This is a genomic window from Novosphingobium sp. (genome assembly GCF_036733805.1).
Classification (GTDB): Bacteria; Pseudomonadota; Alphaproteobacteria; order Sphingomonadales; family Sphingomonadaceae; genus Novosphingobium.
On sequence record NZ_DAIMZT010000012.1, the window covers coordinates 33640 to 58899 of the forward strand.

A 25260-nucleotide genomic window follows, 5' to 3' on the forward strand; every position below is an offset into this window, starting at 1 on the left:
GTCTTGGTGATGAGATGGATCAGGCCGCCGGTCGCATTGCGTCCAAAGAGCGTGCCCTGCGGACCTTTCAGCACTTCAACGCGCTCGACGCTGCCCAGCGAGAAGAGGCCGGATGCCGGGTGCATCAGATAGACGCCGTCGACATAGATGGCGGACGGAGATTCCGCGCTGATGTCACCCAGTGTCTGACCGACGCCCCGGATGAACGGCATGCCATTCGAGATGCTCTTTGTGAACACCAATCCCGACACCAGAGCGGTTAGATCGCGCGTACTTCCCACAGCGGACTGCTCCAGGCGGTTGGCTGTGACAGCGCTGATCGCCATCGGCACATCCTGAAGGTTCGCCTCCCGCTTTTCGGCGGTCACCACGATTTCTTCGATTTGGGACGTTTCGGAGCGCTTGGCTTGCCCGGGCTGCTCCGATTGCGCGTGCGCCATTTGCGGCTGGGCGAGCGCCAGCACTGAAGTGGCACCCAGAAAAATGGCCCGGAACGGTAGACTGCGCATCTCACTCTCCCTCTTGTCGTTATGTTTTTAGCTTAGTGACGATGCCTGCGGGCGCGGCATAGATATTTGCCATGGGCATGCGTTCACCGGGAAATCGAGGCCGACGCCTCTTGTGGTGGCTCAGCCGCGCGCAAGGATTCCCTCTGTTTCCATGTTCTTGGCGATCCCGCGCCAGACGAACGGCTATGGCATATGCATGGAATTCATGCCGGACAGTTCCACGAGACTGTTATGAACCTGGCTGCCGAAAGGATCGGCGGAACGAACCTGCAGCGGAGTTGCGCAATGACTTTCGGCATGGTGGTCATGCTACGTGTGCATGAAGGACGCGACGCCGACTTCATGGCCACGATCAGCGAATTGGCGAGCGTGGTCGCCGCGACCGAGCCAGGCACCCGGCTCTATCTGCCGATGCAGGTGCGGGATGCGCCGGGCTCCTATGTGATCATGGAGCTCTATGACCGCGAGGCCGACCATGACAGCCATATGGAGAACCCGCAGGCTCGGCCCTATTTCGCCCGATTGAACGAACTCATCGCTGAGCGAACAAACGTGCTGAACCTTGATCCCTTTGCGTGAACCCATGCAATCGGTCGTTAGCCGCCTTTTCGCCGCGCGGCGCTGGCGCAGCTCGGGAAATCGCGGACAGCAGCGCCCGGCCATAGGCGGGAAGCTCCACTTCCTTTGATCGAAGGGCCACGATCTTGCGGTTCAAGAACATACTGTCAGTCGGGAGCACGACAAGCTCGCCGCGGGCGAGTTCGCCGGCGATGGCATGTTGGGGCATAACGGCTAGGTATTCGCTGGCTCCCACCAGGCCCTTGAGAAATTGGATCGCGCCGCCCGGATCGATGCGTGGCTCCCGCGGTTCGAGCCCTACGGATCGAAACATTTGCTCGACATACCGCCAGTTGCCGCTCATGGCCACGCACCAAGGATAGGGTGCAAGGTCTGCCACCGTTACAGACGGGCGCCCCGCCAGAGGATGTCGCGCGCTGGCGACGACCTCAAGCCGGTCGCCAAACAGTACATGGGAGGCAAAGCCGTGCTCGCTGACAGCATTGCCGCAATAGACCAGGGCCACGTCGAGCTCGCGACGGCGGAGCGACCGGATCAAGGATTGGCTCTGCCCTTCCTGGATGTGGATCTTGACATCAGGGAAGCGACGGCTGATCTCTTCCACCGCTTTGGCGACAACGCAGCCCATCAAGGTCGGCAATGCTCCGATCCGGCAGTGGTTACCCGCCATGCCCCGCAATGTGGCAATCTCCTCCTGAGCACGTCGCATGTCTGCCAGTATGCCCTTCGCACGGCTGTAGAGGGCCTCGCCATAAGTCGTCGGCGTGATCCCGGTCATGGAGCGCTCAAAGAGCACCACGCCGAACTCATCCTCCAGCAGCTTCATCGCTTTGGTGAGGGTCGGCTGTGAGAGCCGCAGACGTTGCGCGGCGGCGGTGATGCTACCTTCTTCCAATATACAGGCAAAATAGCCCAGTCGGCGTGTGTCCATCTTTACCTCCCTCCCCATCCCCCGCGCCGCTGCCGGATAGCTCCAAAATTCGCCCTAAAGAAGAGCCAGTATGCGTTCGAAGCGATGCGGCGAAAGGTGTCGGGTTTCGGAGCGCCAGGGGCAAGAATTGCCACGACTCCAGCCATGCGGCGGCAATCCGTTTGCCTTCTCATATTCCTCTCCCGCACCATTTGCGCTAACGATAGCACTAGCCGGCTGCGATGTCCACTGTTGACGGCGCACAGGAGTGGCGACCAGGAATGAAATGAGGGTTGCGGGAACGAGCGCGACCGGGGTTAGAGAATCTGATTGGCCTCTGTGAATGGCAGCCGTGCGTTACGCGGCATCAGGGACTCATTGGATCCATGCCCAATGCAGCAAAGAAAATTCGCTCGTATGTCCACGCCCTCGAAGAAGGCGGCGTTGATCTTGTCATGATCGAAGCCTGAAAGGGGGCCACAATCCAGGCCCAGCGCCCGAGCGGCTATGATCAAGTAGGCGCCCTGGAGCGCACTGTTCCGGAATGCCGTTTCCCATGTGTCCTGTGGCTCGCTGCTGAACAGCTGGATGAGCCTGTCAGCCGCGTGCGGCATCAAACGATCAAGCTTGAGATAGAAATTCGGGTCATAGCCGATGATGACCGTAGCCGACGCGCCGAGCACCTTGATTTCGTTTCCAGGATTCACGCATTCGACGAGACGTTGCTTCGCAGCCTCACTCCGGATCCAGACGAACCGTGCGGGACTGCCATTGGCGGAGGTGGGACCGAACGCCGCGGCTTCATAGATCTCACGAATTGCATCCTCGCCAAGTTCATGGCGTTGCCAGCGGTTATAGGTCCGCGCTTGGTGGAAAAGGGTGGAAATGGCCGGCTCCGGCAGGCGCGCGGATCGCGGTCGATCGACGGGTATGTTGCTCATGCGCTGGAAATGGCAGCGATCCTCTCCATGGGGATCATGAAAAAACGCTATGTTCATAGCTCGAGTTGCGGCCGAAAACGGCACGGGCGGCCATGAAATTTATTCCTGTCCATGAACAAAGGAAATTGGCGCTCCGCCTCCGGCCCCGCCACTCTGTGCTTACGACGATGTACGGGAGTGGTTTCATATGGGTGCAGATTCTGGCGGTACGGAAAAGGACGCGGATACCGACGCCGCTTCCATCTGCCGCATCCCCTTGCAATCGCGGGAGGCGATGCCGGACCTGTTCGCATTCCTCGATGAACGCCGCGGCGCGGCGGCAAAGGCGCGGGTGTTCGCATTGATGGCGAACTGCCCGGATATTCTCCGCGCCTTCATCACCATGGCGGATCGCGTACGCGAAGGTGCCGGACTCGATCCATCGCTTCGAGAACTGGCGATCATCATGGCGTGCCAGACTCTTGGCAACCGGTATGAGCTATGGCGTCACTGGAACATCGCGCGCCGGCTGGGTATGCCTCGGCAGAAGCTCGAGATCATTTGGGACTTTGAGGCCTCTGATGCCTTTACGACCCTCGAGAAGGCCGTGCTTCGCCTTGCGCGGCACGCGACGCAGTCACCCGAACAGGTGAGCCGGGAGGTGTGGGATGCTGTCCATTCCATCCTGGGCGATGAACAAAGCCTGGCTCTGCTTTTCAGCGTGGGCTGGTACAACATGACAGCACGCATTACCGGGCCGCTTGCCTTGCAACTTGAACCCGACCTTGAGCGGCTTTGAGTCTGCCAGGAAATCAGATTCTCGAAACCCTCCCTCCCGCCGGCACGCGGCCAGGCAGTTGTGTCTTGGCCGCGTGCCGTTAGGATCGCAGTATGATAACCGCTCGTGAAATTGCGCAGATGGTCGGGGTTTCGGTTTCCACCGTCGGCCGAGCCATGGCCGACGATCCCCGCATCAGTGCGGAAACGCGAACGAAGGTGCAGCGTGCCGCCGCGCGGGTCGGTTACGTGGGGAATCTCCCCGCGCGGATCGTGCGCGGCGGCAACAGCAACCTCATCGGACTTCTGGTGCCGGAGGTCAGCAATGATTTCTACGCGACGATTGCGCAAGCGCTCTCGGAAGTATGCAACAAGGAAGGCTTTCGCCTGGTCCTGTCGTTGACCGGCGATGAAAAGGAGGGCGAAACGCGCCACATACGCGAGTTGGTCGGCGCGCGAGCCGCGGGTATCATCGTTGTTCCCACCACTGCCCCGCACAAGTCGAGCGTTCAATTGCTGCGCAACATTCCGCACGTCCAGTTGCTGAGGCGCGTATCCTCGCTGGGCGATATCTGGTTCGGTATAGACGATAGCCAGGCGCTGGAGCAGGCGGTCGCGCACCTGGCCAGCCTGGGCCATGAACGGATCGCCTATATCGGCGGGACGGTCGCTCTGTCGACAGGCGAGGCGCGCCTTCGGGGCTTCGAACAAGGCTGCGAGAAAGCAGGCATAACACCCGGCAACGCCATCAGTGCCGTCGGAACGCCAACGCGCGCATTTGGGGCAAAGGCGTTCCGCGACATCCTCAAATCCTCTTCACCGCCGACCGCGATCATTTCAGGCGCGGTAAATATCACGCTGGGCGTTATCGAGACCGTTGAGGAGATGGACATCCCCGTACCTTCCCAGTTCTCACTCATCGGCTTCGGCGACCCTGAGTGGTTCCAGTGGTGGCGCGGCGGATTGACGACCATCAGGCCGCCGGTCGACAATCTGGCCACCAGTTGCGGTCTCTGGTTCCTTAACCAACTGCGCGACGAGGCGCATCGGAAGGAGCAGCTTCCCGCGCATAACGCCGTCGTGAATTCTTCATTGATCATTCGCAAGACGACCCGACAGGTTCGCCGCGGACGATAACGGTCGCACCTCAGCAAGCCTTTGGGGCGGCTATTTCCGGTATTTGTCTTCCAGTTCGATCTTGAGCGCCCCCAGGATCCGTACGCCCGAAGCATACCAGGCGACGGTGACGGCAAGTTCCACCATCTGCCGGTCGCTCAGGAACTGGCAGCATTTGCTCCACACTTCGTCGCTCACATCGACATTCAACGTGGAAGCCTTGGCGAAAGCCATTACCGCCCGTTCCACCTCGCCGAAGTGGGGTGACGTCCCGAATTCAGGAACCGCCACATACTGCTCCTCCGTGACGCCAGCTTTCATCGCGTGGGAATGGTGGTGCGCGATCTCATATTCGCATGAGGTGCAGTGCCCTACCGTCAGGATCGCAAGCTCGCGAAGGCGCGGGTCCAGGTCCGCCGTGCGCAGCGCATTGGCATAGGTCAGAAATCCATCGAGGATTTCCGGCGCATTGGCGAGTGCAAGGAAGATGTTCGCGGTAGGAACCTTCCGCTCGCGCTCCAGTCGATCATAGAGCGACGTTCTGTCCGGGCCGGCCTCTGCCCGGCTCAAATATTCGACACGTGCCATTAACCCTTCTCTCCCTTTCAGCCCTGGGCTGCCTCTTCCCGTTTGCGGATATAGCTTTCCAGCGTTTCCGGATTCGGCTTTTCGACCGGCTCGGTCAGCGGAACGCCCTCGAATTCCGTTGCGACGGAATACCACCGGGCAAGCGCCGGCAGACCCCAACGCACGTTGGTTGACAGCGTTGCCGCGTCCCATCGCACCGGTTCAATTTCTATGTCGATGGTCTGATAATGGCTGTTGAATAGCTCGACGCGATGCCCATCGGGGTCGATCAGATAAACGAACAACATACCGCCCGGCCCGTGGCGGCCCGGCCCACGTTCGACGGAGGAAGGATAGCCATAGATACCCGCCAGGTCGCACCCCGTGAAGATGTCGTGCGCTTCAGGGACGGTGTAAGCCAGATGATGGAGCCTCGGCGCCAAGCCCGGGACAATCGCGAGGTCGAGACAGGTGCCCTTGCGGTACATGAAGGCGCCGAGCAGCTTGTCCTCATGGGTCAGATATTCGGAATTGCGGAAGCCGAGCTCACTGTAGAAAGCGCACAGGGCATAGGTGTCCGGGGCATGAATCTGGAAGTGGTCCAGACGCTGCGCATAGGCCCCCTTATGTTTTTCCTTGTGCAGATACATGCGCTGCCGGGTCTCCATCGTTGCGCAAAGCTCGATCCTGGTTCCGATGGGGTCGGAAACGTGCAGCGTCCTGCCCTGATAGGGTGCTTCAGCCCATTCTGCGGGGAGGCCCCGCCCACGGAAATACTGGTAGGCGATATCCAGATCCTCGTCGAAGAAGACGCGGAAGCCGATGCGGCGACACTTGCCGCCGTCCTGCGATTGCACAAGCACCAGGCTGTGATGGCAGGCCTCCGCCAGACCGCGCAAATAGCAACTATTCTCATCCTCATCGGAGACGACGAGGCCGACCACATCCGTGTAAAATTCGCGGCTCTTCCGCAGATCGGCGACGGTCAGGATCACATGGCTGGTCCGGGTGATATTGAAAGCCGGACGAAGGTTAACGGCAGGCAACATGGGCATGCTCCAAAAAGAGTTGGTTTATGCGCTATCGATAGCATCATGATTTGCCCTCAGCGGCGACTGATGTCAACAGATATCCGTGCGACCCGCTGCCATCCGGACGTCCTTGGGCCGGTTCACGGCAAAGGCATCCGACTGCACAAGGGGCGTCAAAAAACAGCGAATATACATAGGTAAGCCGTGAATTTTCGGGCTATGTGGAGAGAGAGGGCAGCAAGTGAGTGCAATTACAGCCCGTCCCCATTGCCCATTGCCAAGGCACATACAAATGTGCTAACGCTGGCACAGATATCGACATGGTGTCTTTCAAGATAGGGCGGAACACATGATTGAACCGGCTGAAGGCGGCGCGGCGGGAGACCGCCGGAAAACCCTCGCCGTCGTGCTGACGGATCATCCTTGGGCCGACGTCGCACTGGAGCGTAGCATCATCGAGGGCGCAGGATTCCGGCTCGTGATCGGGCCAGAGGTCGCGGGCAGCGAGAGTGACATCGAGGCCCTCGTGGAAAGCGCCGACCCTGCGGCAATCCTGACGTGCTGGGCGCCGGTTTCACGCAAGGCCATCATGTCGCCCCGCACAGTGCGGATCGTCGCGCGCCTTGGCGTCGGCCTCGATAATATTGATGTCGCAGCAGCTGCCGAGCGCGGTGCGTGGGTTACCAATGTCCCGGACTATTGCGTAGAGGAGGTTTCGAATCATGCCGTTGCGCTGGTTCTGGACCATTGCCGGGGCATTTCGCGCCTCAATGCGGCGGTGAAGGAGAAGGGTTGGAACTCCGATGCGACCGGCCTGCTGCGCCTGTCCGACCTGACCGTCGGCATATTGGGCTACGGCCGGATCGGCCGCGAAACCGCGCGAAAATTCAAGGCCTTCGGATGCGGGGTGCTTGCCCATGATCCCGCATTTACGGCTGACGATGACAACGCCTATGCGGCAAACATGGACGCGATCCAGTCGGCCGCCGACATCGTCATTCTCCATGTTCCGTTGATTCCTGCGACGCAGGGCCTGCTGAATGAGGATTTTTTCGCCCGATTGCAGCGCCGCCCCCTGATCGTGAATGTCAGTCGGGGACCTCTGATCGACAATGAGGCGCTGCTGAACGCGCTCGGCGAGGGACGCATCCGAGGCGCCGCTCTTGACGTAATTGACGGCGAGCCAACCCCGCCGCTGGAAATACTGTCCCATGCGCGCGTCGTGGCGACACCCCATATCGCCTACGCTTCCGACGCTTCGATGGAGGAATTGCGGCGGCGCGCCTGCGAGGAAGTCGTGCGCGTCCTTCAGGGGTATCAGCCGCAAGAGCCTCGCAACACGCCCGCCCGGAAAAACCCGCCAGAAGGCGTTCCGCTGGACGGCGGCGTTGCCAGCGACGTCCGGGTGGTCGACAGCGAGGATGGACCGATCGTCATCAAGGCCGCGCTGCCCAAGCTGAAGGTCGCTGCGGATTGGTTCTCCGATCCCGGCCGGTCGCTCATCGAGGCTGACGCCATCAGGGCCTGCACGGAACTTCTGGGGAAAGGTCCTGTCCCCGAACTGGTCTGGGAAAAGCCCGACGAGCATGCATTTGCCATGCGGCTGGTGGACCCGCGCCTCCGGAATTGGAAGACGGACCTGATGAGCGGCGCGGTCGATCTTCGCACCGCCGAGCGGGCTGGTCGCTTGCTGGGTCTGCTGCACGCCCGGTCAGCGGAGCGCCCTGATCTCGCAGAGCGGTTTGGCGACATCCAATATTTCCATGAACTGCGGATCGAGCCCTTTTTCGAGCACGTCGCCGAAAAGCTGCCGCATCTCGCGGCTGACATGGAGGCCGTGGTGTCAGGCATGCTCGGCCGGCGCTGCGCCCTGGTTCATGGCGACTTCAGCCCGAAGAACCTTCTCGCGGACGGCGGCGATCTGGTCATCCTTGACTTCGAGGTCGCGCATTGGGGCGACCCGCGGTTCGATGTCGGCTTCTGCCTCACCCACCTGATCCTGAAATCGTCGATCCCGGGCATGCCTGTCCCCGCCTTCCAAGAGGCGATCGAAACGTTTCTGGGAGCGTATGGAGCCACCGGACTCGACATAATCGACACGGACCTTGCCCGGATCGTCGGCTGCCTGCTGCTCGCGCGCCTGCATGGCAAGTCACCCGTCGAATATGGCGACAGGATCGACCGCCAGTCCATCGAGAACAAGGCGATTCAATTGCTTTGGCATGACGGCGAAGTCGGCCTTGAAATTTTCCAATTGTCCCTGGAGTCCTGCGGATGAAATCTTCCCCAACGATAATAGCCTTGGACGCGCGGCAAATTCTGGATAGCCGCGGCCGCCCCACCGTCGAGGCCGATATCCGCCTCGCCGACGGCAGCTTCGGGCGTGCCTGCGCACCATCAGGCGCCTCGACGGGGCGTCATGAGGTCTGGGAACTGCGCGACCGGCAGCCGAACCGTTATGACGGCCTGGGCGTGCTTTCGGCAGTCGCCAACATCAAGGGCGAAATCGCCGCGGCCCTGATCGGGAGGGATGTACAGGACCAGGAGGGAATCGATAGTGCGCTTGTGGCGCTCGATGGCACCTCATCCCTGAAGCGGCTGGGTGCAAACGCTCTATTGGCCGTCTCCATGGCGGCCGCGCGCGCGGCCGCCACGCACCGATGTGTGCCGCTCTACCACTATATCGCGGAATTGGCCGGCACGGCGATGTCGATGCCCATGCCCATGACCAACATCCTGAGCGGCGGTGCGCATGCGGGACGCGGTATGGACTTGCAGGACTTCCTTACCATTCCGGTAGGCGCCGAAAGCTATTCCGAGGCGCTCGAAATGATTTCGCGAGTCAGGTCGGCTGCCGCGTCCGTCATGCAGAGCGAAAACCTCAGCACGCTGCTGGCCGATGAAGGCGGCCTCAGTCCGGGATATTCAAAGGCGGAGCAGGCGTTGACGCTGATGATGCGTTCTTTCGAGGCAGCCGGCCTTCGTCCCGGCATCGATATCGGCATCGCGCTCGACGTCGCGGCGAGCGAACTGTACGAGGATGGCCGTTATGTCCTGAAGGGCGAAAAGCAGCGCTTCTCGGGCGAGGAGATGATCAGCTTCCTGGCTGGTCTCGCCCGCAACTTCCCCATCATCTCCATCGAAGATGCGCTCGACCAGGATGACTGGGATCATTGGCGACACTTCACCAGCGAGCTTCCCAATGTGCAGATTGTCGGTGATGACTTGTTCGTCACCAATGTCGACCGCATCAGGCTGGGCATCGACCGTAACGTCGCAAATGCCGCGCTGATCAAGCTCAATCAGAACGGTACACTGAGCGGCACGCTTTCCGCCATTTCAATGGCGCGCTCGGCGAGTTACGCCACCGTGGTCTCGGCGCGGTCGGGGGAAACCGAAGATACGTTCATAGCCGATCTCGCCGTGGGAACGGGCGCGGGCCAGATCAAGATCGGCTCCGTGCGCAATTCGGAGCGGTTGGCCAAATATAATCAGTTGCTGCGGATCGAGGAGGACGCGCGGCTTCCATTCGCCGGGGTGAAAGGCATCAGGGCCAGCAATCTGGCTCTGGCGCGCTAGGGGGATCGCGATATGGTCTATTCGCTCGCCAATATTCGGGGTGCGCAGGGCGCAGTGAATGCCGTGGGTTTCGAGGGCAGCTTCTACGCCCTTGAAGACCTGCTCCCCGGTCTCGACGGAAACCCGTACACTGGGCTGCTGGAAATATTCCGTACATGGGACAAGGTCCGTGCCATGATAGCTTTGGCACTTGCGGGCCCAATTGCGGCAAAGCCTCTTCCCGATCCGGCGGCCGATGATTTCCTTGCGCCAATCCGCCATCCGGCGAACATCACATGCACCGGCACCAATTATCGCGACCATCTGGTGAAGGACCTCAACGTCACCGATTTCGACAAGGGCGCCAATGACATTGTCTATTTCAGCAAACGCCCGGGCTGCCTTGTGGGGGCGGGCAAGACGATCCGCTATCCGAGCCAGTCCCAACAGTTCGACTGGGAAATCGAGCTGGTCGCTGTCATCGCCCAGCGCGGACGCCGCATTCCGGTTGAAGACGCGCTTTCCCACGTTGGCGCCTATGCCATTGGTCTGGATCTCACCGCCCGTGACTTGCAGTTCAACAAGCGCCAGCGTCGCCAGTTCGATCTGTTCGGCGGCAAGTCCTTTGACGACAGTGGGCCGATCGGTCCCGTCGTGGTGCCAGCGGAATTTGTCGATCCCGAGGACCTTCACCTCAAACTTTGGGTGAATGACGAACTCAAACAGGACTCGCATACGCGGGAAATGATCTGGTCGATCGCCGAGCAGATTTCCGAACTCAGCCAGCATATCACGCTCGAGCCTGGCGACTTGCTGTTCACGGGTACGCCCGCAGGCATCGCCTATCCCAAAGGACCCTTTCTGCAAGTGGGCGACCGTATCAATGCGGAGATCACCGGCCTTGGCCGCCTGACTGTCGAAATCATCGAAGATCCCGACGCACCGCGCATGACCTTGGCGGGCAGATAAGCGAAACGGGCGAAACTAGAGTGATTTCCAAGCGATCGGAATCGATCGCTGGTTAAGAAATCGCGGTAAAACAAAGGAATAGAGCGGTCTATCTGATGCAATCAGATCGCAAACCGCTCTAGGCTGCGGCCTCCAGCATGACGGCCAGCGCGGCCTGCGGCCCATCGGCGCGATGGACAAGAACGAGGTCAAGCGACATCGCGTGATTGGCAATCTGACGATAAGCAAGGCCATCGAGATGCAGTTTTTCCAACGAGCCTGGAACAGCCGCAATGCCGACGCCGGCTGCGGCAAGACCGGCCGCCGTGATGAAGTCTGTGGTACGAATGATGTCCGGCATCTCGAACCGTCCGGCCCGGGCAATGCCACGGATGATGTCGATCAGCCCCACCTCTTCGTGAAACTGCGGTACAATGAATCGATTGCCGCCAAGGTGCTGGACCGGAATCGTGCCGGCGGCAGCCAGCGGATGATCGGCCGCCATCGCGACAATTACACTTTCCCGATGGATGCTGGTTGCCGCAATACCTGGCGGATAACTCGGCCGCGGCCGAATGATCCCGAAATCGATCCGCCCATCGCCGATGGCCATCAGCTGTTCCGGGGTTTCCAGGGACTTAGGGTGAACCTCGAGGTCAGGTAACCGGTCACGCAGCGCCCGGATCATCCGCGGAAGAACGCCGGTCATGATCGCTGAAAACACGTAGCCGATCCGGATCGGTCCCGCCTCGCCCCGGGCGATGTTCCTGCCCAATCTTTCCATCTGCTCGAGGCCCGCCATCCCCTCGCGCGCGACCGCAAGAAACAAGGTGCCCGCCCGCGTCGGCTGCACGCGGTTCCGCTTGCCGCGCTCGATCAGCCGGACCCCCAGCTGGTCCTCCAATCTTTGCAGCCGCTTGCTGATCACGGACTGGGTAACGCCGAGCAGGTCGGCTGCCCGAACGAAATGTCCCAGTTCGGCGACGGCAATGAAGGCGCGCAGGCAAAGGGGATCGAGCATTCCTCCTTTTAATTCCAATATAGGATTAAAACTACGAAAAAACATCGTTGCTCCGATTAAATGATCGCGCCACTCTCGCCCCGAAATGGAGTCCGCACATGACCGATATGGTTCGTTTCGATTGGGAAGATATGCTCGGGCTGGATCGCCAGCTTTCCGAGGATGAGCGGCTGATCCGCGATGCGGCACGGAATTTCGCGCAGGATCGGCTCCAACCACGGGTGATCGATGCATTTGCGCAGGAACATACAGATCCGGAGATTTTCCGCGAGATGGGCCAGCAGGGTCTGCTCGGTATTACCATACCCGAACAATTTGGCGGCGCGAACGCATCCTATGTCGCTTATGGCCTGGTTGCGCGCGAAGTGGAGCGGGTCGATTCCGGCTACCGCTCGATGATGAGCGTGCAATCCAGCCTCGTGATGTATCCAATCCAAGCTTATGGAAATGAGGAGCAGCAACAGAAATATCTGCCGGGGCTTGCAAGCGGCGAGCTGATCGGCTGTTTCGGCCTCACCGAACCCGATGCCGGTTCCGATCCGGGCGGCATCCGCACCCGCGCCGTTAAGGTAGACGGCGGCTACCGCCTGACCGGCAACAAGACCTGGATATCGAACGCCCCGATCGCTGATGTCTTCGTGATCTGGGCAAAGTCCGAGTCCCATGGCGGCGCAATTCGCGGCTTCCTTCTGGAGAAGGGAATGGCAGGTCTTTCCGCTCCCAAAATCGAAGGCAAGCTTTCGCTGCGCGCCTCCATCACCGGCATGGTGAACATGGACGATGTCCTGGTGCCCGAAGACGCGTTGCTCCCGGGCGTCGAAGGACTGAAGGGACCTTTCGGCTGCCTCAACCGTGCGCGTTACGGCATCAGTTGGGGCGCCATGGGCGCGGCGGAATATTGCTATGCCGCCGCGCGCCAATATGGACTCGATCGCAAGCAGTTCGGCCGTCCACTGGCGGCAACACAACTCTATCAGAAAAAGCTGGCCGACATGGCGGCCGAGATTGCGCTCGGCTTGCAGGCAAGCCTCCGGGTCGGGCGCCTGATGGACGAGGGCCGCTTCGCGCCGGAGATGATCTCGACCATCAAGCGCAACAATTGCGGCAAGGCCCTGGACATTGCCCGCACCGCCCGCGACATGCATGGCGGGAACGGTATTTCCGAGGAATATCAAGTCATTCGTCATATGGTGAACCTGGAGACAGTGAACACCTATGAGGGCACACACGACATCCATGCGCTGATTCTCGGCCGCGCGATCACCGGCATCCCGGCTTTCTAGTCGCCATGTCCACGCCGCCGCTTCAAGGAATAAGGGTGATCGAGCTGGCGCGGATCCTGGCCGGACCCTGGGCCGGCCAGGTGCTCGCCGATCTCGGCGCCGAAGTCATCAAGATCGAAAGCCCCGCGGGCGACGACACACGCCAATGGGGACCCCCATTCGTGACAAATCCCGACGGGTCGCGCGATGCCGCATATTTTCACGCGGCAAACAGGGGCAAGCGGTCGGTCGTTATCGACTTTTCAACGCCGCAGGGCCAGGCCGAAGTTCGTCAGCTGGCCGCCGATGCCGATGTGTTCATCGAGAATTTCAAGATGGGTGGATTGGCCCGCTACGGTCTGGATTATGCCAGCCTTGCCGAGATCAACCCGCGTCTCGTCTATTGCTCGATCACTGGCTTTGGCCAGACGGGTCCCTATGCCCCGCGGGCCGGTTATGATTTCATCGTCCAGGGCATGAGCGGGATCATGGACCTGACGGGCGAACCCGACGGACCGCCCGAGAAGATCGGCGTCGCCTATGCGGACATTCTCACCGGGCTCTATGCCGTCATCGGCATCCAGGCGGCGCTGGCCGATCGCGAGCGCAGCGGACTTGGCCAGCAGGTCGATATGGCGCTACTCGACGTGATGGTGGGAACGTTGGCCAACCAGGCGATGAATTATCTTGTGTCTGGCATTTCGCCCAAGCGGCTTGGCAACGCCCATCCCAATATTGCCCCCTATGAAGCATTTCCGACGAATGACAGCTGGATCCTCCTGGCCGTCGGCAATGACCAGCAGTTCCAACGTTTTTGTGAGGCGGTCGGTCTGCAACCCGGACCAGACTATTCCACCAACGCGCAACGCCTGAAGCGCCGCCAAAACTTGAGCGCCCTGATTTCTGAACGCACCCAGCAGTGGCGCCGGGATGATCTCCTGGCGTGTCTGGAGCAGGAAGGCGTGCCGGCCGGCCCGATCAACTCGGTCGCCGATGCGTTCGGCGACGAGCAGGTCCGCCACCGCGGCATGAAACTGAGCATGGAGCGAGGCTCCGGTCCGTCAGTGCCGGGCGTGCGCCTCCCGATCCGATTTTCCCGTTCGAAACTGGCGCCAAGCCTGCCCTCGCCGCTGCTGGGAAGCGGCTAGTTGGAACAACGCTTATTCCGGAGCAAAGCCATGATCATTGAACAACGCACCTACACTCTGAAGCCCGGCAAAGTTGCGGACTACCTGGCCCTGTACCGGACAAGCGGCCTCACCGTGCAGAGTAGGCATCTCGGGCAGCCCTATGGCTATTATTCAACGGAAACCGGCGAGTTGAACCAACTTGTGCATATGTGGGCCTATGCGGACGCCAGTGATCGGTCAGCCCGTCGCGGTACGCTCTACGCGGATCCCGAGTGGCAGGAGCTGCTTCCGGGACTGCTGGCAATGATCGACAAGATGGAAACGGTCATCCTGAATCCCGCCTATTTTGCCGAACCCCTGCCCTGTCGGATCGTCGACTAGGCGACGCAAATCTACACATGGCTTCTCATCAGGATGATCCCGTATGTGAAAGGCAAAAAAATGTCTGAACCTTCAAAGTCCACACCGCGTCGCATGGGTACCAGGACCATCGATGCTACCCTCGTTCGCGTCATGCAGGGCCTGGCGACGGGGCGAACGGACGAAACGCTCAATGCCCAATTCGGGATCAGTTACAACAGCTGGTGCAAAATCATGACAGGTCAACCAATCCGCGCATCCCTGGCCGATCGTCTGGAACAGCGGATCAGGCATCTTGAGATGCCGGAAGTCGGCGCATCTCAACCCGCTCTTTCATGCGATCGATAGCACTGAATTGAGGATGTTGGGTTGCCTGTCGGGCAGCATTCCCCGTCGCTCGAACAAACGCACAAGTTGAGTTCGGTCGAATGTTCGAACCCGTAAAGCACGAGAAGGATCTTCATGGAAAGGCGACAACGGTGGATGGATGTGAATCGAACAAAGCATTGGAGGGTAGCTGTGACGGCTCAAATTCTCCCATGAAATTATCCTCTGAATTTGCCGTTGGGACCGCAAGACATCGGATCAGGACTTCCGGTTCGGTGAATGCTTGGGTCTACGTGACCATACCCGTTCTATCGAATGATGATTTTGGTTCACGGGAGCAGATGTTGTTTGAGCGCGCCGTGGCAAGAGAATTGTCCGGCGACACCGATTTTTGACCGACTTAAAGCGGGTTTAGCAATCATGGCGTGGATTTCACAAGATATCGCTGGGCAGCTTAAATCCGATCGCAGTCGATTACCGGCTGCAACACCGGAGACATCGCTTGCGATGCAGCGTTCCGACATCCGCTATCTTGGACGGCTTCTGGGAAACGTCATCCGTCAATATGGCGGCGACGAACTCTATGAGCGCACCGAGCGAATCCGTAGTGCCGCTGTCGATCGTCATCGAGGCCTCGCTGCTTCATCAAATCTCGGACTCGATGCGCTGACGTTGAACAATAGCCTGTCCTTCGTTCGCGGTTTCATTCTCTTTTCCATGCTGGCCAACTTGGCCGAAGACCACCGGGGCGCGGCCACCCATGCCCCATGCAATGTCGAACAGGCGCTCGAAAAACTTCGAACCGTTGGTGTCGATGACAAGCAGATCGCATTACTACTTGAGGATGCCCTCATTGCACCGGTGCTCACAGCTCACCCGACTGAGGTGATGCGCAAAAGCATGATCGATCACCGTAACCGTATCGCGAAGCTCATGCGCCTGCGCGATACTGGTGCGACACACACACCGGAAGAGGAAGACATTGAAACAGGCATCATGCGGCAGATTGCCTTGCTTTGGCAGACCAGACCCCTGCGCGGGGAACGACTCCATGTTGCGGACGAGATTGATACGCTTCGCGACTATTTTAAGGATGTCTTTCTACCGTTATTGCCATCGCTGTATGCTCGATGGGAGCGGCTATTAGGAAAGCGGCCGCCGAGTTTCTTGCGTTTGGGCAGCTGGATAGGCGGAGATCGGGACGGCAATCCTTTCGTTACGGCGGATTCCTTGCAACTGGCCGTAGCGCGGGGAGCAGAAACGGTCATCCGCCATTATCTCGAGTCCGTGCATGCTCTGGGAGCGGAACTCTCCATCTCGTCCAGTGTTGCGGAAGTCGATCCGGAACTGCTCGCGCTCGCAGATCGCAGCAAGGATTCGTCAGCGGCACGGGCAGCGGAGCCATATCGCCGCGCGCTTTCCGGTGTGTATGCCCGGCTTGACGCCACCTTGATGGAATTGACTGGCAAGTCAGCCCCGCGGCCGACCCACCTCGCGGCTCAGCCCTATGGCTCACCGGATGGGTTCCGTGAGGAATTGGCGGTGATCGCTCGATCACTTGGCCGCGGCGGAGGGGTTTTGACCGGCGAAGGCGCTTGCGCACGACTGATTCGCACGGTCGAGACGTTCGGCTTTCATATGGCTACCCTTGACCTCCGGCAGAACAGCGCGGTGCATGAGCGGGTTGTTGGAGAACTGCTGCGCGCCGCCGGTGCGGAGATGAACTATGCGGGGCTGGCAGAGCCAGCGCGCATCGCGCTGCTTCGGCACGAACTGAAATCGCCACGCCTGCTCACGACTCCCTTTGCAAGCTATTCAGCGGAAACACGAAACGAACTCGAAATCGTTCGCGCGGCGGCTGAGGCACGCGCTCGCTACGGTCCGGCCGCCATCGCGAATTATATTGTCTCCATGTGCAAGTCGGTTTCCGACCTGCTCGAAGTACAACTGCTGCTGAAAGAAGCTGGCCTCCATCGACCGGGTGAACCGCCCTCGATCATGGCAGTGCCGCTATTCGAGACAATCGATGACCTGGAAGCGGCGCCAGCCATCATGCGCGATTGGTTCGCCTTGCCGGAAAACGCGGAATGGATGCAGGCGAGCGGGCGACAGGAAGTCATGCTCGGCTATTCCGATTCCAACAAGGACGGAGGATATCTGACCTCGGTCTGGTCGCTGCATTGCGTCAGCGAAGCCTTGCGTGATGTGTTTTCCAAGGCGGGTATTACCATGCAGTTGTTCCACGGCCGTGGAGGCACGGTCGGGCGCGGCGGCGGCTCCTCCTTCTCTGCCATTCGCAGCCAGCCGAACGGAGTGCTTCGGGGCCGCATCCGGATCACCGAGCAAGGCGAAATGATTGCCGCCAAATATGGCACACAGGAATGCGCGGCTGCCAGCCTGGAGACCTTGGCGGCCGCCACCCTATTGGCCTCCCTGGAGCCCACGCAACTGTCAGATGCCGACGCAGGGCGCTTCGCTGCGACAATGGCCGAACTGTCCAGCTACGCTTCCCGAAGCTATCGCGCCCTGGTCTATGAGATCGACGGCTTTCCCCTTTTCTTCCGCCAGTTCACCCCGATCACCGAAATCGCCGCGCTCAAGATCGGTTCACGGCCTGCCAGTCGCACCGAATCCGACGCCATCGAAGACCTGCGCGCGATACCTTGGGTTTTCAGTTGGGCGCAGGCCCGGGTAATGCTGCCGGGCTGGTTTGGCGTCGGTAGCGCGCTTGCCGCATTTGAGGATCGGGGCCTGCTCCGCCATATGGCGGCAGGCTGGCCCTTCTTCGCAACCACGCTCGATAATCTCGAGATGGTCCTGGCGAAATCGGACATGGACATTGCGGCACACTATGCGGAGCTTGTTGAGGACCGTTGCCTTGCCCGTCATGTCTTCGGGCGAATTTCCGATGAATGGCGCCGCACGCACGACCTTCTGCTCGACGTCACCGGTCAGTGCCGGCTGCTGGAACGACAGCCCAAGCCAGAAGCATCGATCCGCTTGCGCCTCCCCTATATCGAACCGCTCAACTTGCTCCAGGTCGAGCTACTCAAGCGCCACCGAGCCGGTGAGAATGACCCCCGGATCGCCGAGGGGATACAGTTGACGATAAATGCCATCGCGGCAGCCCTGCGGAATAGCGGGTAGTTTGCCCAGGCCCCGACCGTGCCACGGGCGCCGGTTCCCGACCAGGCCGATACACCATACACTGGCATGGCCCGCCGCATGAAAGAGCGAAGGGGGAAGCTCGCTGTCGTGCTTCATCATATGTTGAAGCATGGCACGACTTTCGTTCCTTACAAGACTGCTCTTGCAAGGACAGCATGACAAGAAGTTAAAAACACAGGATTCGGGCGGACAAACCACCACTCCGCCTGAGCGAAGTCCCTCCGCCGGGGCAACGGGCAAGTCAGGCCGTAATTGCCAAAGCAGTGCGTCGCAGCTGCGTATCACCAGATTGGTCGACTGGTCCTCACCGACCCCATAGAGCAGCGGCTTCAACGCCGACTGCGGACAGAAGCAAGTGACCGGCGAGGGATGAAGCCTAGCAGGGATGACTCGGAAAGGCCCGTTACAGAAGGGGCCATTCAGACAATGAGGGATTTCTGGCCAAAAGATAGGTTTACCTGATTGAGGCAGGCATATGATTTCGGAAGGCCGCTTGCGGATTTGACATGTCACGAGGCAGTCAAAGCGGCGGGCAATGATCGCGAGGGGGAGGAGTTGAAATGCAAAAAAAGAGGCTGATGAAAGGCTCGATGTTCGGTCTTCTAGTCGCTTCGGCGATGCCAGGCCCTATGGCTTTCGCACAAGGGGCAGAACCCAAAAGATCGGACGACACGTCATCGGTTTTGGCCGAGATCATCGTTACGGCGCAAAAGCGTACGCAGAATATTCAGGACGTGCCGGTTTCGGTTGCCGTGGTCGGGGCAGAAGAACTGGCGGTCAATCGGATAACCAATCTGGAAGGTCTGGGCGCGGTAGCTCCAGGCGTTTCGGTCCGCAAGACGCCCGGCGGTCTTGGCGCTCCCCAGATCGTCATTCGCGGCGTTGCCAGCGCGGGCGGCCTCCCGGGTTCGGACAAATCCGTCTCGATCAACGTCGACGGTGTCTACATCGGCGCGAACTACGGCCTGACGTCGGATATGCTCGATCTTGTCCGGGTTGAGGCCCTGCGTGGACCGCAGGGTACGCTTTTCGGTCGCAACACGACCGGTGGTGCGCTCAGTTTCGTCACGGCTGATCCAATTGGAGAATTCGGCGTCCATCAGGAAGTATCGATCGGGAACTATAACCAGTTCCGTTCGATCACGCACCTCGAACTGCCACAAGTCGGAGCGTTCAGCGGCTATGTCAGCTATATGCACGCAGAACGCGATGGAGACGTCAAGAACCTGCAGTCAGGAATCGTATTTGACCGGAGCAACGCGCCTGGGTTCGGGCGTCAGATTTCCGCCGACACACTGGGAGCAAGCAAATCGGAAGCCATTCACGTCGCTGTCAAGTTCAAGCCTAGCGAGGCGTTCGATCTGGTCTACAAATTCGACTGGTCAAAGGCTACAACGACCGCCGAGGCTTCTGGCGTGGTCGCCTACGACCCCGCAACCGCGTCCGCCTTCAAGCTCGACTTTCTGAATTTCGTACTGTCGCTCAATCCGCCGCTGATTTCCGGCACGACACGGCCGAATGGCGTGAACAACGCCTTCGCCGTCCCCGGAAATATGAAGTCTCAAGGGCATATTCTCACTGCCAATTTCGATTTGGCCGATAACGTCGTTCTCAAAAGTATTTCAGCCTATCGCAAGGTCTATGCTTTTGGAACATTGGATAACATTGGTCTCGGGCAGCTATTCTTTCCAGGTAATCCTGACCCCTTCTATATTTCAGTCAATCATAACGTCAATAGACAGAAACAGTGGAGTGAAGAGCTTCAGCTGAACTATAATTCCAAGCTTGTGACGCTTACTCTGGGTGGGATCTATTATAAGGAGAAGGTCGTAACCGGTGCGCCAGAGGGTTTGATCGGTGGCGGAACGATATTCGGCCTTCCTTTACCTGGGAATGTCCTGCCGGCAGGCAGAGACATCACTTACCTCACGGCGAAATCTCTGGCTGGCTACGGGCAGGCGGAAGTCCACATTACGCCGAAGCTGGATGTCATTGGAGGCATTCGGGTCACGAGGGACAAGAAGGACGGCACCTATTACAAGGAAACCCCGGTCTATGGTGTGCCTCTGAACGCGACGAATTTCGCCTACAAGAAAACAAAAGCCACATATTTGGCAGGTGTAAACTATCGGGTGACCGACGACATTCTGACCTATGCGAAGTTTTCGACCGGCTATATCTCTGGCGGGTCGGTGGCCGGTGTCGACTTCGATCCTGAAACGGCGAAATCTTGGGAAGCAGGCATCAAGTCCGAACTGTTCGACCGGCGCGTACGCCTAAATCTCGCGGGATTCTATGCCAAATACGGGAACCTTCAACAAGGCGTGCCAGGAAACCTTGCGAACCGTCCTGATCTGAACCTTGCATTGATCAACTACGGCGATGCAGAAGTGAAAGGTTTTGAGGCGGAAACTTCAATCATGCCCAATGATCTGATCACATTAACGGGTGCCGTATCCTATTCCGATTTCAAGTTTACCAAATTCACGCCACTGTGGACACAAACAATCATTAACTTTGGGGGGAGTCCGGATACTTTCCCGACTTGGCTTCGCCCATCAACAACAGTGAATTTGGGGTTCACCTACGAGTCAAAGCCGGAAGAGACTTTGGGCGGCGCACGCCTGATGGTCCACTTCGATACCAATTACAGATCCAAGGTCATCACGCCCGGTATCTTCACGACTGCCATCCAGCCGGACTTTCAGAAGATCTACAAGACGGGCGGAAACTGGATTGCAAATGCCCGCGTTGCATTGAAAGAGGTTTCCCTTGGATCGGGTCATCTTGAGGTGGCGGCCTGGGCGCGCAACCTGCTCAACAATCGAGGCACGGTCTGGGGCAACTATTCGTATTTCGTCGCCGGAACGACTTATGAGCCTGCGCGGACATATGGCCTGGATATGATTGTCGATTTCTGACGGTCTTGAGTGGAAGCGACGGGCATCGTTCCAGTTGCTTCCGCGTCGGCAATGTTGTCGCTGAAGTCCTGACTCTTGCGAAGTGGGCGAAGAGTCCCTTCTGCTGTTCCAGCCGCAATGGGATGTCCACGCGGTCCACACAGGAAAAAGGTGAAGAGCGCCAGATCAGATCGTACTGCCGGCACGCGGCGCACATGATTGTAGGGGAGAGGGCAATGTTGTCCATTTCGCGAGCGGTTACCCGCTTGACGATCGCAATCGCGATATTGTCGTCGATCCACATGGGTTGCGAAGCCGCGAAGGCAAAGGAGGCCGGCCCAGCCGCAACGCCGTATCCCGGCGGTAAATGGAAACCGCCGTCGCCGGTCTACGGCGTATCGGTGACGAAGAGCGTTCTCGTCACGATGCGGGACGGCGTTCGTATCCCTGTCGACATCTATGTGCCCGCGGACAAGGCGAATGGAAAGCCCGCAAAGGGCAGGTTCCCGGTGATCTTGACCAGGTTCTGGTATCAGAAGATGGAGGAGGAAGGCACGCCTCTATCGGACATCGACCCTGCCTTTTTCGTTGAACGCGGTTACATTTTCATTTCGGCGGACGTTCGCGGAACGGGACGGACGACCGATCCCGGGACCTACCTTGGCGAGCGTGACGCCCTCGACGGGGTCGACTTGGTAAACTGGTCAACAACCTTGCCGGCGGCCAAGGGCGCCGTCGGCTTCGTCGGATGTTCGGCCATGGGGCAGAACCAGCTATCGACCGCGGCTTTCCTCGGGCCGAAATCCCCGGTAAAGGCCATGATTCCGGCCTGTGTTCCTGCCGATCAGTACCGGGACACCTATACCGAAAATGGTGTGTGGAGACCTACCTGGCCGGGGCTGTTCATGAGCGCTCCGGCGATCTTCGGCAGCGGTATGATCTCCGAACTTTCGAAAACCTACGTGGAATCGATGAGGGGGGGAGAGGCCGCGTTCGACGGGGACTGGTGGTCGCAACGGAATTTCGTGATGCAGGCCGGGCGAATTGTGGAGACCGGCGCGGCGATACTCATCTGGAACGGGTGGCAGGACGTGGGGTTTGGCGGTCTTGAACTCTATGCCGCCCTGCAGAACGCCGCATCACGCAGTGCCGTAACCGCACCTCTCTGGCCGGGCTCTGCCGTTTCCGGCCGCTATCAGTTGCTCTTGGGGGATTGGGGACATGGTGAAGGACTGGATCAAGGAGTCATGCTGCAATGGTTTGAGACATGGCTGAAAGGGGCTGAAACGGGGCTGTCCCGATCGACGAAAACCCCGATTCATGCGCAGGATCGCGTCACGAAGGACTGGTTAAACCTCGCAACCTACCCGATGGTCGATCGCTACACCGGCTTGTATCTGGGAGCAGGAACCCTTTCGCCAAAGCCCCAGCCGATGGGACGGGACAAGCTGCGTTGGGATTTCCCAGGGGAGGATTCGGCGCTCGAATTCAGCAGCCAACCGTTCTTCCGGGCCATGCGGCTTGCCGGACCGATCGCAGTGCGTCTCAACGCGGCATCTTCGAACACCGACACCCAATTTCGGTTTCAACTTTTCGACGATGCTCCCGACGGCAGCACCGCGCTGATCAGCCACGGCATGATCCTGGGAAGCATGCATGAACTGAATGAGAAGAATGTCTGGAGGGACAAGAAAGGAAACCCGGTTCGCCCTCAGTCTCTCCTCCGCCACGAGACGCCGTTGGAGCCGGGCGCGACCGTTCGATACGAAATCCTTTTGGAGCCGACGCTGTGGACGATCAGGCCGAACCACCAATTGCGCCTCGAAATCTCCAGTCGACCGGGGCATCGGGACTGCCCCATGTTTCCCATGATCGGAGGCCGCAGGGATACCGGTTGTATTCTCCGACGCAATGTCCGCGAACGGCTTGACGGTGGGCGTTATACGATCACTTACGGAGGGGAACGCGCGTCAATGCTCAACCTCCCGCTCGTTTCGGCTGACGAATTCCGGCCAGTCCGAAGCGGGACGCCGCCGACGGCGAAGAATGTGCTGCCGCTTGATTGGGGACTGTGAACCAAAATTAGAAAGGCGAGAGCGCCAGTCTGTTCGCGCCCTGCGGTCACTGACAAAACGGCTCATACCGACCTGCATTGATCATGACCCACGCGCCCATTTGCGGTGTCCGATGGACATGATGTGCCAAGGTTGGTCGATGAGCCTGTTCCATGCCTCGCAGCAGTGGTCGACGATGTTGTCATGGGATGTGAAGACGCGGTTGGAGAGCCGGTTGTCACGCATGAATTGCCAGATGTTCTGGACCGGATTGCGTTCGGGGCATTTGTCAGGCAGCGCAACGATGCTGATGTTGCCGGGAACATCGAGCTTGCCTTTCATGTGCCATCCGGCCTGGTCCACCAGCACGAGAGCGTGAGCGCCGGGGGCGACGGCAGCGCTATTTCGGTCAGATGTAGCAACATGGTTTCGGTATTGCAGAAGGGCAGGACCAGCCCTGCGCCCTTGCCCTGTTCGGGGCAGATCGCGCCGAAGATATAGGCCGATTTCGCCCGCTGATCCTTCGGTGTCGATGGCCGCGTCCCACGCCTCGCCCAGCGCCGCGTGATCTTGTTCTTCTGACCGACGCGCGCCTCGTCCTGGAACCAGATTTCTATGGGCGTGCCTTTCGGGAGGGTGTCTTTGAGCTTTGCCAGCTCGGCGGCAAAGCCCCCTCACATGATGTTTCTCCAGTCAATGGGCTGACGATGCATTTTAGCAGTCCTCCAATAGTCAATGATATCCAGCTGAGCCGAGTCACGAGTACCGGCGAACATGCCTCGCCTGTACAACCTCACATCCGGTCGCCGTTCGGGACGGCAGCACCATAATCCCGCGTTCGGAGCAGGACTCAGGAGAACGCGACCATTCTTTTGAGACGGCTGTTGCGGCCAGGGGGCTTACGGTCCGTTCGCCTGGATCCATCGGGGCTGATTAGTTCCCCGGGGATTGGCTCACATGAAGTATGTTGATCAGGACTTCGTCATGGCGGCGCTTTCGATCACGACACCACTCATGGCGTACTTCCAGAAGGCCACGAGCAGCTTGCGTGCCAAGGCGATGATGGCGACCTTCTTGCCGTGCCCGCCGTTGCGGCTGACCCGGTCCTGAAACCACCGCGACAGGGCAGAGTCCGGCTGGAAGCGTAACCAGAGCCATGCCGCCTGAACCATCGTCGTGCGCAATCGTGGATTGCCGGACTTCGAGACACCCTGTTCACGATCGATCGAGCCGCTGCGCCACGGCGAGGACGCGAGCCCCGCATAGGCCGCGATCTGGCGCCGGTTGTCGAAATGTCGGAACAGGCATTCGCTGGCGAGAACGTTCGCGAACTCCGCGGATATGCCCTTGAGCATGGCAAGGGTCGCTTGCGGCGAAGTCTCGGACATGTCGTCACGCTCGGCCTCTACGCATTTGATTTGCTTGTCGAGCAGTTCGAGACGATCAAGTTCCCGACTGAGCTGCGCCTTGAGATGCGAAGGCAATGGCTTGCCGTCGCCCGTCCGCAGTTCCTCAAGGCGTTCACGTCGATCCCGTCGGTTCGGCTCATAGCCCCGAACACCGACGCTGAAGAGCAGACCCTTGATGCGGTTCGTGTGCAGCGTGCGTTCCTTGACGAGCGCCCTGCGTTCCCGTCCGATCCGCCGGCGGTCCTCGTCCTCGACCGTTGGCACGCGAACCATCGAGCACACCCTTGGCTCACCGCGTATCCAAGCCATCAAGGTACGAACCAGCGTTTCGCCATCGATCCTGTGAGTCTTGGCCCGCCGGTGGCGGCGCGACACTGCAATCGAAGCGGCGTCGACCACATGGCTGGTGACCCAATCTTCGGATGCCAGTGCGCGGTGAATCCAGAAGCCGTTGAGCCCTGCTTCGGCGGGCTTCTGCCTTGTCGCGCAAGGCATCCAGACATGCGAAAAGCGCTGTCATATCGCCGCCCGGCACCGAATGACGAGACATCTTCTCGATGCCCGGCGACAGCGAGGTCACCAGCCAGGCCGATTTCGACAGTTCCAGCGAAACGAAAATTGCGCCAAGATCAATGCGGATGGCGGCAGGTTGCGAGAACGGTTCTGCTGACATGGCAAATCCTTTCAGAGTGGTTGGTAGCAAACCGACTCTGA

General features: G+C 59.6%; 19 protein-coding genes and 2 pseudogenes. 13 read left to right on the plus strand and 8 right to left on the minus strand.

Features of this window, described 5'->3' with window-relative positions:
- Positions 1–464: TonB-dependent receptor (locus V7D69_RS05095; protein WP_333605223.1), on the minus strand; the 464-nt coding region annotated here is incomplete at its 3' end.
- 276 nt (positions 465–740) lie between these two features.
- On the opposite strand from V7D69_RS05095, the gene V7D69_RS05100 reads away from it, so the two are divergent.
- Positions 741–1088 carry a putative quinol monooxygenase gene (locus V7D69_RS05100; RefSeq protein WP_333605224.1) on the plus strand — a complete coding sequence of 116 codons (348 nt, stop codon included), beginning with the start codon at positions 741–743 and terminating at the stop codon, positions 1086–1088.
- On the opposite strand, the gene V7D69_RS05105 is transcribed toward V7D69_RS05100, so the two are convergent.
- Together V7D69_RS05105 and V7D69_RS05110 are read right to left on the minus strand one after the other, a co-directional pair.
- A complete protein-coding gene (locus tag V7D69_RS05105) occupies positions 1042–2019 on the minus strand; it encodes a LysR family transcriptional regulator (RefSeq protein ID WP_324063943.1) in 978 nt (325 codons plus the stop codon). The two genes, V7D69_RS05100 and V7D69_RS05105, sit on opposite strands and share 47 nt — an antisense overlap.
- A 296-nt stretch (positions 2020–2315) precedes the next feature.
- Positions 2316–2996 (minus strand): malonic semialdehyde reductase, encoded by a 681-nt coding sequence (locus tag V7D69_RS05110; RefSeq protein WP_333605225.1) that lies wholly within the window; start codon positions 2994–2996, stop codon positions 2316–2318.
- Between the two features lie 130 nt (positions 2997–3126).
- Between V7D69_RS05110 and V7D69_RS05115 the strand changes: the two genes are divergently transcribed.
- Positions 3127–3717, plus strand: coding sequence for a carboxymuconolactone decarboxylase family protein (locus tag V7D69_RS05115; protein WP_333605226.1), 591 nt, complete (start codon positions 3127–3129; stop codon positions 3715–3717).
- A 92-nt stretch (positions 3718–3809) separates the two neighbouring features.
- The gene (locus tag V7D69_RS05120; RefSeq protein WP_324064587.1) at positions 3810–4832 is read left to right on the plus strand and encodes a LacI family DNA-binding transcriptional regulator; all 1023 of its coding nucleotides are present in this window, start codon (positions 3810–3812) and stop codon (positions 4830–4832) included.
- Positions 4833–4862: 30 nt separating this feature from the next.
- On the opposite strand, the gene V7D69_RS05125 is transcribed toward V7D69_RS05120, so the two are convergent.
- The gene (locus V7D69_RS05125; RefSeq protein ID WP_333605227.1) at positions 4863–5399 is read right to left on the minus strand and encodes a carboxymuconolactone decarboxylase family protein; all 537 of its coding nucleotides are present in this window, start codon (positions 5397–5399) and stop codon (positions 4863–4865) included.
- 17 nt (positions 5400–5416) lie between these two features.
- Positions 5417–6427, minus strand: a complete 1011-nt coding sequence (locus V7D69_RS05130) for a VOC family protein (protein WP_333605228.1) — start codon at positions 6425–6427, stop codon at positions 5417–5419.
- 331 nt (positions 6428–6758) lie between these two features.
- Between V7D69_RS05130 and V7D69_RS05135 the strand changes: the two genes are divergently transcribed.
- The 3 genes from V7D69_RS05135 to V7D69_RS05145 are packed head-to-tail and all read left to right on the plus strand — an operon-like array spanning position 6759 to position 10936.
- Positions 6759–8687 carry an NAD(P)-dependent oxidoreductase gene (locus V7D69_RS05135; RefSeq protein WP_333605229.1) on the plus strand — a complete coding sequence of 643 codons (1929 nt, stop codon included), beginning with the start codon at positions 6759–6761 and terminating at the stop codon, positions 8685–8687.
- Positions 8684–9988, plus strand: a complete 1305-nt coding sequence (gene eno / locus V7D69_RS05140) for a phosphopyruvate hydratase (RefSeq protein ID WP_333605230.1) — start codon at positions 8684–8686, stop codon at positions 9986–9988. Before V7D69_RS05135 ends, eno begins: the two co-directional genes overlap by 4 nt.
- A gap of 12 nt (positions 9989–10000) precedes the next feature.
- Positions 10001–10936 carry a fumarylacetoacetate hydrolase family protein gene (locus V7D69_RS05145; RefSeq protein ID WP_333605231.1) on the plus strand — a complete coding sequence of 312 codons (936 nt, stop codon included), beginning with the start codon at positions 10001–10003 and terminating at the stop codon, positions 10934–10936.
- Between the two features lie 118 nt (positions 10937–11054).
- On the opposite strand, the gene V7D69_RS05150 is transcribed toward V7D69_RS05145, so the two are convergent.
- Positions 11055–11936 (minus strand): LysR substrate-binding domain-containing protein, encoded by an 882-nt coding sequence (locus tag V7D69_RS05150; protein ID WP_333605232.1) that lies wholly within the window; start codon positions 11934–11936, stop codon positions 11055–11057.
- A 98-nt stretch (positions 11937–12034) separates the two neighbouring features.
- Between V7D69_RS05150 and V7D69_RS05155 the strand changes: the two genes are divergently transcribed.
- From V7D69_RS05155 to V7D69_RS05185, 7 genes are all read left to right on the plus strand, one after another.
- Positions 12035–13219: an acyl-CoA dehydrogenase gene (locus tag V7D69_RS05155; RefSeq protein ID WP_333605233.1), complete on the plus strand. Its 1185-nt coding sequence runs from the start codon at positions 12035–12037 to the stop codon at positions 13217–13219.
- Positions 13220–13224: 5 nt separating this feature from the next.
- Entirely contained in the window at positions 13225–14346 is a 1122-nt protein-coding gene (locus V7D69_RS05160) for a CaiB/BaiF CoA transferase family protein (protein WP_333605234.1), read from the plus strand.
- 30 nt (positions 14347–14376) lie between these two features.
- On the plus strand, positions 14377–14709 hold the full coding sequence (locus tag V7D69_RS05165) for an NIPSNAP family protein (protein ID WP_333605235.1): 333 nt from the start codon (positions 14377–14379) through the stop codon (positions 14707–14709).
- Between the two features lie 407 nt (positions 14710–15116).
- Positions 15117–15410 (plus strand): hypothetical protein, encoded by a 294-nt coding sequence (locus V7D69_RS05170; RefSeq protein WP_333605236.1) that lies wholly within the window; start codon positions 15117–15119, stop codon positions 15408–15410.
- 112 nt (positions 15411–15522) lie between these two features.
- Entirely contained in the window at positions 15523–18162 is a 2640-nt protein-coding gene (gene ppc, locus V7D69_RS05175; RefSeq protein ID WP_333605237.1) for a phosphoenolpyruvate carboxylase, read from the plus strand.
- A gap of 581 nt (positions 18163–18743) precedes the next feature.
- Positions 18744–21104 carry a TonB-dependent receptor gene (locus V7D69_RS05180; RefSeq protein ID WP_333605238.1) on the plus strand — a complete coding sequence of 787 codons (2361 nt, stop codon included), beginning with the start codon at positions 18744–18746 and terminating at the stop codon, positions 21102–21104.
- Positions 21105–21319: 215 nt separating this feature from the next.
- Entirely contained in the window at positions 21320–23158 is a 1839-nt protein-coding gene (locus tag V7D69_RS05185) for a CocE/NonD family hydrolase (protein ID WP_333605239.1), read from the plus strand.
- An 81-nt stretch (positions 23159–23239) separates the two neighbouring features.
- Here V7D69_RS05185 and V7D69_RS05190 read toward each other — a convergent pair.
- Positions 23240–23763, minus strand: a pseudogene (locus tag V7D69_RS05190) (IS630 family transposase); the annotation flags it as partial.
- Positions 23764–24108: 345 nt separating this feature from the next.
- Positions 24109–25219, minus strand: a pseudogene (locus V7D69_RS05195) (IS110 family transposase).
- Positions 25220–25260: the final 41 nt, after the last annotated feature.